The sequence below is a fragment of the Pandoraea sp. SD6-2 genome (assembly GCF_000389825.1).
Lineage (GTDB): Bacteria > Pseudomonadota > Gammaproteobacteria > Burkholderiales > Burkholderiaceae > Pandoraea > Pandoraea communis.
Genome location: NZ_KB944454.1, coordinates 179253 through 191709, shown reverse-complemented (window position 1 = coordinate 191709; position 12457 = coordinate 179253). Strand labels below are relative to the sequence as shown.

Here is a 12457-nt window from a genome sequence, read left to right as displayed (position 1 = left end):
CGCCCCCGGATTCGCGGAAAACCCGAGGAGACACAAGAGATGGAAGACGTATTGGTGCAGCGTCAGGGCGCCGTGCAGGTGCTGACTTTCAACCGCGTACACAAGAAGAACGCGATTACCGCCGAGATGTATCAGGCCATCGCCGAGGGTATTGCCGAAGCGGAGGCCGACCCCTCGCTGCGCGTGATCCTGATTCAGGGGCAGCCGGAGGCCTTTTCGGCGGGCAACGATCTCGAGGATTTCCTGAAGCATCCGCCGAAGGACGACGATGCACCGGTGTTCCAGTTCCTGCGCGCGATCAGTCAGGCGACCAAGCCGATCGTCGCGGCCGTGTCGGGCAACGCGGTCGGTGTCGGCACGACACTGCTGCTGCACTGCGACGTGGTGTATGCGGCCGATACGGCGCGCTTCTCGCTGCCATTCGCGCAACTGGCACTGTGCCCGGAGGCGGCGTCGAGCTGGCTGCTGCCGCGCGTGGCGGGTTACCAGCGTGCGGCCGAGAAGTTGCTCTTCGGTGAGCCGTTCGACGTGAACGAGGCGGTGGCGATGGGGTTCGTCAATCGCATCGTGCCGGCGGCCGAACTGGCGGAGTACGCCGCGAAGCGCGCCGCCCAACTGGCTGCCATGCCTGCGGGATCGCTGCGCGCGACCAAGCAGTTGATGAAGGGCGACAGCGCACACGACGTGCAGGAGCGTATTCGCGACGAAGCGCTGGAGTTCGGCAAGCGGCTGGTGTCGCCCGAAGCGCGCGAAGCCTTCACCGCATTTTTCGAGAAACGTAAGCCGGATTTCGGCCAGTTCTCGTAATACAGACCACCGTCGCCGGACGTCCCGGCGGGCGGGCAGAAACACGAACGCCGCATGCCCCGGTTCGCGAGGCGGCGGCGTTTGTCGTTCGAGGGCCGCTCAGATCAGCGTTTCGAGTTCGGGCAACGGCCGCGGACGGCGGTTTTCGTCAGTCGCCACGTAGGTCACCATCGCTTCGGTGACTTTGACGATCTCGTGCGACAGGCGCATACGCTGCGCATACGCCTCGACGTAGACGGTAATCGACGTGTGGCCTGTCTTCACGATCGTGGCGTAGAAGCTCAGCAGATCACCGACGAACACCGGCTCCTTGAACAGGAACGAGTTGACGGCGATGGTCGCCACGCGGCCGTTGGCACGCTGCGCGGCGGGGATCGAGCCGGCAATGTCGACCTGCGACATGATCCAGCCGCCGAACACGTCGCCATGGGCATTGGCGTCGGCGGGCATCGGCAGCACGCGTAGCGCCAGTTCTTTTTCTTCAGGCAGGGCCGTGAGGGCAGGGGTTGGGGTGCTCATGAGATTCCTTGCTTGAGCCGGAAAAGCCGGAAACCGCGGGGACGACGGGCATTGGCAGGCGCCACCGGTCATTCCGTGGCCCTTGACTGGCGGGAGGGCCGCCCGGCGTCGGCTCAGCATGAGACGCCGGGTTCTGCGAAAATACGCCATTGACGATTTTAGCGGAAAGCCCTCTCGCGAGCCGGACGCCGCCCCAACCCCATCATGAGACGTTTCACTCCGGCCGAGCCTGCGCCGGCGGCCTCCGGCGCTCCCAAGCCTTCTCGCGGCGACTGGCAAGTCATCAAGTCGCTGTTTCCCTATCTGCTCGAATTCCGTGGACGCGTTACGCTGGCCCTGTCGTGCCTCGTTCTGGCCAAGGTGGCGAACCTCGGTGTGCCCATCATCATGAAGCACATCGTCGACGCGCTCGGCCCGGTGACGGCGCTCTCGGCCACGGCCCGCGCGACGGGCGACGCGAGTCTGATCGTCGTGGGCAGCCTTGGGCTGCTGGTCATCGCGTACGGGATCGTGCGTCTGTCTACGTCGCTCTTCACCGAGTTGCGGGAAATGCTGTTCTCGAAGGTGACCGAGAGCGCGGTGCGGCAAATCGCGCTCAAGGTGTTCCGGCACCTGCATGCGCTGTCGCTGCGCTTTCACCTGGAGCGTCAGACGGGCGGCATGAGCCGCGATATCGAGCGCGGCACGCGAGGCATCCAGTCGATGATCTCGTATTCGCTCTACAGCATTCTGCCGACGCTCATCGAAGTGGCGCTCGTGCTGGGCTTCTTCGTGGTGCGCTACGACGCCTTCTACGCCATCGTCACGCTCATCGCGCTCGCGTTCTACATCGTGTTCACGGTGAAGGTCACGGAGTGGCGCACGCACTTTCGCCGCACGATGAACGAACTCGACTCGAAGGCCAATGCCCGTGCCATCGATTCGCTGATCAACTACGAGACGGTGAAGTATTTCGGTAACGAAGCGTTCGAGACGCAGCGTTACGACGAGAACCTCAAGCGCTATCGTGCCGCGGCGATTCGATCGCAGAACTCGCTGTCGGTGTTGAATTTCGGGCAGCAGGTCATCATCGCGGGCGGGCTTATCCTGATTCTCTGGCACGCCACGCAGGGTGTGATGAGCGGACGCATGACGCTTGGCGATCTGGTGCTCGTCAACACGTTCATGTTGCAGCTCTACATTCCGCTGAACTTTCTCGGCGTCATCTATCGCGAACTCAAGCAGGCGATGACGGACATGGATCGCATGTTTACGCTGCTCGATGTCAATCGTGAAGTGGCCGATCCGCCGGGGGCACAGCCGCTCGTCTGCCGTGGCAGCACGGTGCGTTTCGAGCACGTGAATTTCGGCTATGAACCGTCGCGTCAGATTCTGCACGACGTCGATTTCACGGTGGCGGCAGGGACGACCACGGCGGTTGTCGGACACAGTGGCTCGGGCAAATCGACGCTCTCCCGGCTGTTGTTCCGCTTCTATGACGTTGGCTTCCCCGGCGTGCCGGCGGGACGCATCACTATCGACGCCCAGGATATTCGCGACGTGACGCAGGATTCGTTGCGCGCGGCCATCGGTATCGTGCCGCAGGATACGGTGTTGTTCAACGACACCATCTACTACAACATCGCCTACGGCAATCCGTCGGCATCGCGCGAACAGGTTATTGCGGCGGCCCGTGCGGCGCACATCCACGACTTTATCGAGAGCCTGCCGGCCGGTTACGAGTCGATGGTCGGTGAGCGCGGCCTCAAGCTCTCCGGGGGCGAGAAGCAACGTGTGGCGATTGCCCGCACCATCCTCAAGAACCCGCACATCCTGATTTTCGACGAAGCGACCTCGGCGCTGGATTCGCGCTCGGAGCAGGCGATTCAGTCGGAGTTGCGCAACATCGCCCGCGAGCGCACAACGCTCGTCATCGCGCACCGGCTCTCGACGGTCGTGCATGCGGCGCAGATCATCGTGCTCGACAAGGGGCGCATCGTCGAGCGCGGTACGCACGACGAGTTGCTGCGTGCCGAAGGGCTCTACGCGCAGATGTGGGCGTTGCAGCAGCAACGTCGCGGCGGGGAAGGGGATGCCGAGGCGTCGCACTTCGCGACGGTGGTGTCCTGAACCCTGGCGGGGCAAGCGAGGGCGAGCGGGACGATGGCATGACGCGTGATGATGGGCGCAGGCCTGTCATCCGGGCGGGCGATTGAGTAGACTAGCGCGCTGACATTGCCGACGCGGGAGCACCGCATGGAAATCAAATGGCTCGAGGACTTCGTGTCGCTCGCCAAGACGAACAGTTTCAGCCGTTCGGCCGAGTTGCGCCATGTGACGCAGCCGGCGTTCTCGCGCCGCATTCAGTCGCTCGAGGCGTGGCTCGGCAGCGAACTCATCGACCGTTCCAGCTACCCGACGCGGCTCACTCCGGCCGGCGAGGTGTTCTACGAGCAGGCGCTTGCGCTGCTCTCTCAGGCACAGGAAGCCCGCGCCCTGCTGCGCGAACAGCGCTCGGCCGATCATTCGGTGCTCGATTTCGCCGTGCCGCATACGCTGTCGATGACGTTCTTCCCGCGCTGGCTCAAGGCGCTGGAAAAGCGCATGGGCCTGCTGCGCAGCCGTCTGCGCGCGCTCAATGTGCACGACGCCGCCATGTCGCTCACCGACGGCGGCTGCGATCTGCTCATGTGCTACTACCACCCGAGCCAGCCGCTGCAACTCGACGCGGCACGCTACGAGATGATCGTGCTCGGCAGCGAACGCTTCAGCCCCTACAGTGCGCCGACGGCGCAAAAGCGCGCACGGTTCAGGCTGCCCGGCACACCGGACGCACCGGTGCCTTATCTGGCCTACACGTCGAATGCCTACCTCGGACGAATGGCGGATCTGCTTGCCGGGGATGCATCGAGTCCGCCATATCTGGACAAGGTGTATGAGACGGACATGGCCGAGGCGCTCAAGGCGATGGTGCTGGCCGGGCACGGTGTGGCCTTTCTTCCGGAAAGCGCGGTGATCGATTCGGTCGCACGTGACGAACTGATCGATCTCGCGCCCCCAGGCAAGGCGGCCGCACCGTGGCACCTGGATATGGAGATTCGCCTGTATCGCGACCGCCTCGCCTATACCGACGCCAGCAACCGGCGCGAGCGCGCCAAGCGCGATGTGGTGGAGGCGTTCTGGCAGGCCGTGCGCGATCAGGTCAAAGGCTGACGCCGCGTCGGCGCGGCATTCTCCGCGCAGAGGACATTTCCCCCCTTTGCCGGGGAGAGACCCGTCCCAAAGTCGGGGCTCGCCGGCGCGTGGGCGTTCGAGGGTTTTCGCAGGCTTTCGCGTGGCATAACGGCGAAATAGCCATCAAGTCGCCACTAAGTCGAAACTATGCACAAAACGCATAGATACATGTTTATTCGGCATTGGATTGTTCTTCGCGGTTCTTTGTAAAGTGCCAGCCATTCGTGCCGTGCGTGCGGCACTGAATGATCAAGCCGGAGAATCCAACGATGTCGCAAACGTCACATGTCTTGCCCTCTTACCTCGACGCCGAGCACCTCGGTCCGTGGGGTAACTACCTCCAACAGGTGGATCGCGTTACGCCCTATCTGGGTCCGCTCTCGCGCTGGGTCGAAACCCTCAAGCGTCCGAAACGTATCCTGATCGTCGATTGCCCGATCGAACTCGATAACGGCACCATCGCCCATTTCGAGGGCTATCGTGTCCAGCACAACACCTCGCGCGGCCCCGGCAAGGGCGGCGTGCGCTTTCACCAGGACGTCACGCTCTCCGAAGTCATGGCCCTGTCGGCCTGGATGTCTGTCAAGAACGCCGCCGTGAACGTGCCGTACGGCGGCGCCAAGGGCGGTATCCGTGTCGATCCGCGCCAGCTCTCGCGCGGCGAACTTGAGCGCCTGACGCGTCGTTACACCAGCGAAATCAACATCATCATCGGGCCGACGAAGGACATTCCGGCGCCGGACGTCAACACCAATGAGCAGATCATGGCGTGGATGATGGATACCTACTCGATGAACGAGGGTTCCACGGCCACGGGGGTTGTGACCGGCAAGCCGATTTCGCTGGGCGGCTCGCTGGGCCGTCGCGAAGCGACCGGCCGCGGCGTGTTCGTGGTGAGCTGCGAAGCGGCCCGCCGTCTGGGCATGGACGTGCGCGGTGCGCGCGTGATCGTGCAGGGCTTCGGCAATGTGGGCGGTATCGCCGCCCGCCTGTTCCACGAAGCTGGCGCCCATGTCATCGGCGTGCAAGATCACACCGGCACGATCTACAAGTCGGACGGCCTCGATGTGACGAATCTGCTCAAGCATGTGGCCGAGACCGGCGGCGTGGGCGGTTTCCCGGCAGCCGAGACCATCAAGGACGACGAATTCTGGTCGCTCGACTGTGAATTCCTGATTCCGGCGGCGCTGGAAAACCAGATTACCGAGAAAAATGCCGACAAGATCCGCGCGAAGGTCGTGGTCGAAGGCGCCAACGGCCCGACGACGACGGCAGCCGACGACATTCTGCGCAGCAAGAACATTCTTGTCGTGCCGGACGTCGTAGCCAACGCCGGCGGCGTGACGGTCTCGTACTTCGAGTGGGTGCAGGACTTCTCGAGCTTCTTCTGGACCGAGGAAGAGATCAACCACCGTCTGGAGCGCATCATGCGTGAAGCGTTCGATGGCGTGTGGAACGTGGCGCAGGAACATAAGGTTTCGCTGCGTACCGCCGCATTCATCGTCGCGTGTACCCGTATTCTGCAAGCCCGTGAGATGCGCGGCCTGTACCCCTGATACGAGGGGGCTGTCGAGCTAAGTAGTAATACGCATTAATGCGTGAAAACAGAATGTTCGGGGCGATTTACGTCAAAAAAGACGTCCGTTCCGAACATTCGAGAATAAAAAAATGGGCAATTGCAGTGCTAAAATGCATTCGTTTTGTGCCAAGGAGACCAAGGAATGACCCTCTCGAAAATTGCGTTGGCGATGTGCTGCGTGGGCCTGATGGCAGGTGCTGCTCAGGCGCAGGAAAGCGGTACCCTCAAAAAAATCAAGGACACAGGCATTATCTCGCTGGGGAACCGCGAGTCGTCGATCCCGTTCTCGTTCTATGACAACAACCACAATGTCGTCGGCTATGCCAACGATGTGGCCATGGCGATCGTCGCCGAAGTCAAGAAAGAACTGAAGTTGCCGAAGCTGGAAGCCAAGCAGACCCCGATCACGTCGCAGAACCGCATTCCGCTGGTTCAAAATGGCACGATCGACATCGAGTGCGGTTCGACCACGAACAACGCTGATCGTCAGAAGCAGGCTGCGTTCTCGAACACGTTCTTCATCATCGGCACGCGTCTGCTGGCGAAGAACAGCTCGGGCATCAAGGACTTCGCCGACCTCAAGGGCAAGAACGTCGTGACCACGGCGGGTACGACCTCCGAGCGTCTGCTGCGCGAGATGAATCAGAAAGAAAACATGGGCATGAACATCATCAGCGCGAAGGACCATGGCGAAGCAGCAATCACGCTGCATTCGGGCCGTGCCGTCGCATTCATGATGGATGACGCCCTGCTCGCCGGTGAGCGTGCCAAGTTCAAGGACGCCAAGGACTACAGCATTGTCGGCAAGCCGCAATCGTACGAAGCCTACGGCTGCATGATGCGCAAGGACGATCCGGCCTTCAAGAAGCTGGTGGACAAGGCTGTCGGTGACTACCAGAAGTCGGGCCAGGCGCAAAAGGACTACGCCAAGTGGTTCCAGCAACCGATTCCGGCACTGGGTGGCGTGAACATGGACTTCCCGCCGTCGGCTGAAATGGCCACCCTGTGGAAAGCGCCGAACGACAATGCTGACGTTCAAGGTGCCAAGTAAGCCTCGCCGGCTTGATGGAACGCTGAGCACCGTCAGTGCGTAAGCCCGAAGCGGAAGGAGTCAATCCTTCCGCTTCTTTTTAAGCAAGACAAGTAGAAAAGGGGAGATCATGGCTCTCGGTCTCGATTTCAGTTTTTTCTTCCAGCCGGTAGCTACCGGTGAGGGCACGACCTACTTCGGGTGGTTGCTCTCGGGCTTCAAGCTCACGCTTGCGGTCGGCCTTGGCGGCTGGATCATTGCGCTAATCGTGGGCTCCGTGCTCGGCGTGATGCGTACCATTCCCAACAAATGGATTTCCGGCTTCGCGGCAGGTTACGTGGAGCTATTCCGGAATATCCCGCTGCTCGTGCAGTTGTTCTTCTGGTATTACGTAGCGCCCGACTTCCTGCCCGAAGGCGTTCGCCAATGGCTGTTCTCGCTCAATCCGGCGAATGTCTCGCTGCTCACCGGGGTGATCGGCCTGGGGCTCTTTACGGCGGCCCGGGTATGTGAACAGGTGCGCTCAGGTATCAATTCGCTGCCCAAGGGCCAGAAAAATGCCGGTCTGGCCATGGGGCTCACGCTGCCGCAGACGTACCGCTTCGTGCTGCTGCCGGTGGCCTTCCGTGTGGTGATTCCGCCAATTACCTCGGAATTCGTCAACATCTTCAAGAACTCGGCCGTGATCTCGACCGTGAACCTGCTCGAACTGACAGGTCAGGGCAAGCAGCTCATCGATTACACGGCGCATAGCTACGAGTCGTTCATCGCGGTGACGCTCGCGTACATGCTTATCAACATCGTCGTGCTCACGTTCATGCGTTGGCTCGAATCGAAGACCCGCCTGCCGGGCTACATCGGGGGCAAATAATGGGTGAAATCTTCGCTTGGGGCGGCGCCGTCGATGCGATGCCGCTGCTCGTCAAGGGCATGATCACCACGCTGCAGGTCACGGGTCTTGCGGTGTTCGTGGGTATCGTCTGGGGCACACTGCTCGCGATGATGCGCCTGTCCGGCGTGACGGCGCTGAAGTGGTTTGCGGATCTGTATGTAAACGTGTTCCGCTCGATCCCGCTGCTGATGGTGCTGCTGTGGTTCTTCCTGATCGTGCCGCAGGTGCTGCGGACGTTGCTCGACGTGCCGCCCACGTGGGACATCCGGATGGTCTCCGCGCTCGTCGCTTTTTCACTGTTCGAAGCGGCGTATTATTCGGAAATTATCCGCGCGGGTATCCAGAGCGTGTCGCGCGGGCAGTTGTCCGCCGCCTTCGCGCTGGGCATGTCGTACTGGCAGGCGATGGGTCTCGTGGTGCTGCCGCAGGCGTTCCGCAACATGGTGCCTTTGCTGCTCACGCAGGGCATTATTCTGTTTCAGGATACGTCGCTTGTATATGCGATCGCTTTGTCCGATTTCTTCGGCATGGCGTATCAGGTGGGCCAGCGTGACGGCACGCTGCCTGCGATGATTGTGTTTGCCGGAACGGTCTACTTCGTGATCTGCTTCTCGGTTTCGATGTTGGTTAAACGTCTTCAAAAGAGGTTGGCGAAATGATTACCCTTAAAAAAGTCTCCAAGTGGTATGGCCAGTTCCAGGTGCTTACGGACTGCTCCACTGAAGTCAAGAAGGGTGAAGTCGTGGTGGTGTGCGGCCCGTCGGGGTCGGGCAAGTCCACGCTCATCAAGACCGTCAACGGTCTGGAGCCAATCCAGCAAGGCGAGATCATTGTCGACGGCACGTCGGTCGCCGACCCGAAGACGAATCTGGCCAAGCTGCGCTCGCGCGTCGGCATGGTGTTCCAGCACTTCGAACTGTTCCCGCACCTGTCGATCACCGAAAACCTGACGCTCGCGCAGATCAAGGTGCTCGGCCGCAGCAAGGACGCTGCTCGCGACAAGGGCCTGAAGCTGCTTGAGCGCGTAGGTCTGAAGGCGCATGCCCACAAGTTCCCGGGCCAGCTTTCGGGCGGTCAGCAACAGCGTGTGGCCATCGCCCGTGCCCTGTGCATGGACCCGATCGCCATGCTGTTCGACGAGCCGACCTCGGCACTCGACCCGGAAATGATTAACGAAGTGCTCGACGTGATGGTCGAACTCGCTCAGGAAGGCATGACCATGATGGTGGTCACGCACGAAATGGGCTTCGCCAAGAAGGTCGCGAACCGTGTGATCTTCATGGATCAGGGCATCATCGTCGAAGACGACAAGAAGGACGAGTTCTTCGCGAATCCGAAGTCTGACCGCGCCAAGGACTTCCTGGCCAAGATCCTGCACTGATTCCGGTCAGCCGCTGGAAAAAAGCGTGCCTTCGGGCACGCTTTTTTTATGGGCGTCGCGGGCAGACGGATGTTCGCCCGGTGCTGTCTGCCTTACTGGCAGGCCGTGTTTTGCGCGTTGCGCAGACGCACCGCTTCCGGAATCGGCACCACCGCGCGCAGGGACGGCGCGCCCTTTTCGAACAGAATCAATTCGCCCGGCTCGAAGGTCGTCCAGACTTCGTTGTCCGTGAGCGGCGCGGTGGCGATCACCGCGACGCGATCGGCCGGCGTGGTGAACTTGGCGAAATCGATTTCCCAGTCGGCGTCGATCAGATGCGCCTTCGCGAACGGCCATTGGCGGGCGATGAAGTGCAGCCGCGTCGAGCAGTGGGCGATAAGTGCCTGGCCGTTTGAAAGCACGAAGTTGAATACGCCGTGCCGGGTGATCGTGCGCGTAATGTCCTCGACGGCATGGAACAGCTCGTCGAGCGGCGGTTGCGAGCCGGGGAAGCGCTTGCGCAAGCCCTGCATGATGTCGCAGAAGGCGCGCTCGCTGTCGGTCGTCCCCACAGGTTGATAGACGCCCGAAAGAAACGGGTCGTAGTCGTGCAGATCGCCGTTATGCGCGAAGATCCAGTGGCGTCCCCACAGTTCGCGCTGGAACGGATGGCAGTTCTCCAACTCAACGATGCCTTGCGTCGCTTTGCGGATATGCGCGATGACGTTTTTCGACTTGATCGGGTATTTCTTCACCAGTTCGGCGATGGGCGAATTCGCCGCCGCCTGATGATCGATGAAGAGACGGCAGGCCTTGTCTTCGAAAAACGCGATGCCCCAGCCGTCGGCATGGTGATCCGTACCTCCCCCACGCGCTGCGAAACCGGTAAATGAGAACGTGATATCGGTCGGTTCCGCGCAATTCATTGCGAGCAGTTGGCACATGGGACAGGCTAATCGAAGGTTGGCTGCGCACGTCGTGTCTGAGCGCCGCTGCCGTTACAATATGGGGTTGCACAAGCATAGCACCGGCCCCTGTGCACGTACATTCCCGCCCAAGAAGTCCGTCGCGCCGACGCGTCACCACGCAGCCGCGGTTTCATGGGCCAGAGCAGCCTTCCCAGCCCCCGGAAAACGCCATGACCACAGAACTGACAATCACTCGTCCCGATGACTGGCACTTGCACGTGCGCGACGGCGCCGTGCTCAAGAGCGTGCTGCCCGACAGCGCCCGCCAGTTCGGCCGCGCGATCATCATGCCGAACCTCAAGCCGCCGGTCACCACGACCGAACATGCGGCGGCGTATCGCGAGCGCATTCTCGCGGCGCGTCCGGCGGGCAACACGTTCGAGCCGCTGATGACCCTGTATCTCACCGACAACACGCCTGCCGACGAGATTCGTCGCGCGAAGGCGTCGGGCTTTGTGCACGCCGTGAAGCTGTATCCGGCGGGCGCAACGACGAATTCTGACGCCGGCGTGACCGATCTGGCCAAGTGCCGCAGCGCGCTCGAGGCCATGCAGGACGTCGGTATGCCGCTGCTCGTGCACGGTGAGGTGACCAGTGCCGACATCGATATCTTCGACCGTGAAAAGGTCTTCATCGACAAGGTCATGTCGCCGCTGCGCCGCGATTTTCCGGGCCTCAAGGTGGTGTTCGAGCACATCACGACGAAGGACGCCGCAGAGTATGTCGCTCAGGCCGAAGGCCCCATCGCTGCGACGATTACCGCGCATCACCTGCTATACAACCGCAACGCCATCTTCACGGGCGGCATTCGTCCGCATTACTACTGCCTGCCGGTGCTCAAGCGCGAGACCCATCGCGAGGCGCTGGTGAAAGCGGCAACCTCGGGCAGCGCACGCTTCTTCCTGGGCACCGACAGCGCGCCGCACGCGCGCGGCGTGAAGGAAGCCGCCTGCGGTTGCGCGGGCTGCTACACGGCACTGCATGCGGTGGAGTTGTATGCCGAGGCGTTCGACAAGGCCGGCGCGCTCGACAAGTTCGAAGGGTTCGCCAGCTTCCACGGCCCGGATTTCTACGAACTGCCGCGTAACGCCGGCAAGATCACGCTGGTGCGCGAAGATTGGGAACTGCCGGCCGAACTGCCGATGGGCGACGAGACCGTCGTGCCCCTGCGCGCCGGCGAAGTGATCGGCTGGAAGCTCAAGGGGTGAGTGTGGGCGGCGCCGTGGCGCCTGCGGGGTGTGCGCCTTCCGGCCTGCCGGAGATCGACTGGCGCTCACCGTGGTTCGACGCCGTATCGGAACGCGGCCAGGCCGCATTGGCCGACGGCAATTGGCGCGAGGCGCTTTCGGCCTACGCCGCCGCCGCCGGGCTGGTGAGCGGTCAGGGACGGGCGCTTCGCTTCGTCGCGCAGGAAGACCTGCCCGCCGCCACGGCTTACGAGGCGTTCATCGCCGCCACCGGCGGCGTGCCGACGCGCCGGAACCTGCATGACTTCTTCAACGCGCTGATCTGGCTGACCTATCCGCGCGGCAAGGCAGCGCTCAACGCGCGTCAGGCCGTGGCGATCGCGACCGAAGGTGTGCAGGCCACGCGCGGCGCTACGCGCGACGCCGCGACTGTCTTCGATGAGAACGCCGTCCTCTTCGCATGCAGCGACGCGGCCCTCGGCGCTGCGCTGCGTGCATTCGACTGGCACACGCTGTTCGTGGCGCGCCGCGCCGATTGGGGACGCGCCTGCGAAGTCCAGCCCTTTGGGCATGCCTTGCTGGAAAAGCTTGTTGCACCTTACAAATCGGTGACGGCGCATGCCTGGATCGTGGACGTTCCCCGTGACTATTTTGGCTGGACACCGTCTGAGCGTCGCGCCTGGCTCGACGGCCGGATCGCGCCAGCGCTCGCCAGCGCCGCGTGGACCACACGCGACTTCGCGCCGTTGCCGGTGCTTGGCATTCCCGGCTGGTGGCCTGCTAACGATGACCCTTCCTACTATCAGGATCTGTCGGTCTTTCGGCCGGGGCGGCGGCAAAAGGGCGGATGACATCGGCTGGGCGCGGTCTCGGCGCGCAGGACCGACGGGCAATGACGGCAG

Annotated in this window: 12 protein-coding genes; 10 read left to right on the top strand and 2 right to left on the bottom strand. The window is 62.3% G+C overall.

What is annotated here, in order from left to right; genetic code table 11:
• Positions 1–39: 39 nt before the first annotated feature.
• Positions 40–807 carry an enoyl-CoA hydratase gene (locus tag C266_RS17300; RefSeq protein ID WP_010805078.1) on the top strand — a complete coding sequence of 256 codons (768 nt, stop codon included), beginning with the start codon at positions 40–42 and terminating at the stop codon, positions 805–807.
• A 99-nt stretch (positions 808–906) separates the two neighbouring features.
• On the opposite strand, the gene C266_RS17295 is transcribed toward C266_RS17300, so the two are convergent.
• A complete protein-coding gene (locus C266_RS17295) occupies positions 907–1326 on the bottom strand; it encodes an acyl-CoA thioesterase (protein ID WP_010805079.1) in 420 nt (139 codons plus the stop codon).
• Positions 1327–1530: 204 nt separating this feature from the next.
• Between C266_RS17295 and C266_RS17290 the strand changes: the two genes are divergently transcribed.
• The 7 genes from C266_RS17290 (at position 1531) to C266_RS17260 (ending at position 9421) form a co-directional block, all read left to right on the top strand.
• Positions 1531–3435 carry an ABC transporter ATP-binding protein/permease gene (locus tag C266_RS17290; protein WP_010805080.1) on the top strand — a complete coding sequence of 635 codons (1905 nt, stop codon included), beginning with the start codon at positions 1531–1533 and terminating at the stop codon, positions 3433–3435.
• A 126-nt stretch (positions 3436–3561) separates the two neighbouring features.
• Positions 3562–4518, top strand: a complete 957-nt coding sequence (locus tag C266_RS17285) for a LysR family transcriptional regulator (RefSeq protein ID WP_010805081.1) — start codon at positions 3562–3564, stop codon at positions 4516–4518.
• Positions 4519–4808: 290 nt separating this feature from the next.
• Positions 4809–6095: a Glu/Leu/Phe/Val dehydrogenase gene (locus C266_RS17280; RefSeq protein WP_010805082.1), complete on the top strand. Its 1287-nt coding sequence runs from the start codon at positions 4809–4811 to the stop codon at positions 6093–6095.
• Positions 6096–6260: 165 nt separating this feature from the next.
• The gene (locus tag C266_RS17275; protein WP_010805083.1) at positions 6261–7169 is read left to right on the top strand and encodes a glutamate/aspartate ABC transporter substrate-binding protein; all 909 of its coding nucleotides are present in this window, start codon (positions 6261–6263) and stop codon (positions 7167–7169) included.
• Positions 7170–7278: 109 nt separating this feature from the next.
• Positions 7279–8019 (top strand): amino acid ABC transporter permease, encoded by a 741-nt coding sequence (locus C266_RS17270; protein ID WP_010805084.1) that lies wholly within the window; start codon positions 7279–7281, stop codon positions 8017–8019.
• On the top strand, positions 8019–8699 hold the full coding sequence (gene gltK, locus C266_RS17265) for a glutamate/aspartate ABC transporter permease GltK (RefSeq protein ID WP_010805085.1): 681 nt from the start codon (positions 8019–8021) through the stop codon (positions 8697–8699). The genes C266_RS17270 and gltK overlap by 1 nt, the downstream gene beginning before the upstream one ends.
• On the top strand, positions 8696–9421 hold the full coding sequence (locus C266_RS17260) for an amino acid ABC transporter ATP-binding protein (RefSeq protein WP_010805086.1): 726 nt from the start codon (positions 8696–8698) through the stop codon (positions 9419–9421). Before gltK ends, C266_RS17260 begins: the two co-directional genes overlap by 4 nt.
• Positions 9422–9513: 92 nt before the next feature.
• Here C266_RS17260 and C266_RS17255 read toward each other — a convergent pair whose 3' ends face one another.
• Positions 9514–10344 (bottom strand): class II glutamine amidotransferase, encoded by an 831-nt coding sequence (locus tag C266_RS17255; protein ID WP_010805087.1) that lies wholly within the window; start codon positions 10342–10344, stop codon positions 9514–9516.
• Positions 10345–10538: 194 nt separating this feature from the next.
• On the opposite strand from C266_RS17255, the gene pyrC reads away from it, so the two are divergent.
• Together pyrC and C266_RS17245 are read left to right on the top strand one after the other, a co-directional pair.
• Positions 10539–11576, top strand: a complete 1038-nt coding sequence (pyrC, locus tag C266_RS17250; protein ID WP_010805088.1) for a dihydroorotase — start codon at positions 10539–10541, stop codon at positions 11574–11576.
• Complete coding sequence (locus tag C266_RS17245) at positions 11573–12406, top strand: DUF3025 domain-containing protein (RefSeq protein ID WP_010805089.1); 834 nt, start codon at positions 11573–11575, stop codon at positions 12404–12406. Before pyrC ends, C266_RS17245 begins: the two co-directional genes overlap by 4 nt.
• Positions 12407–12457 lie beyond the last annotated feature (51 nt).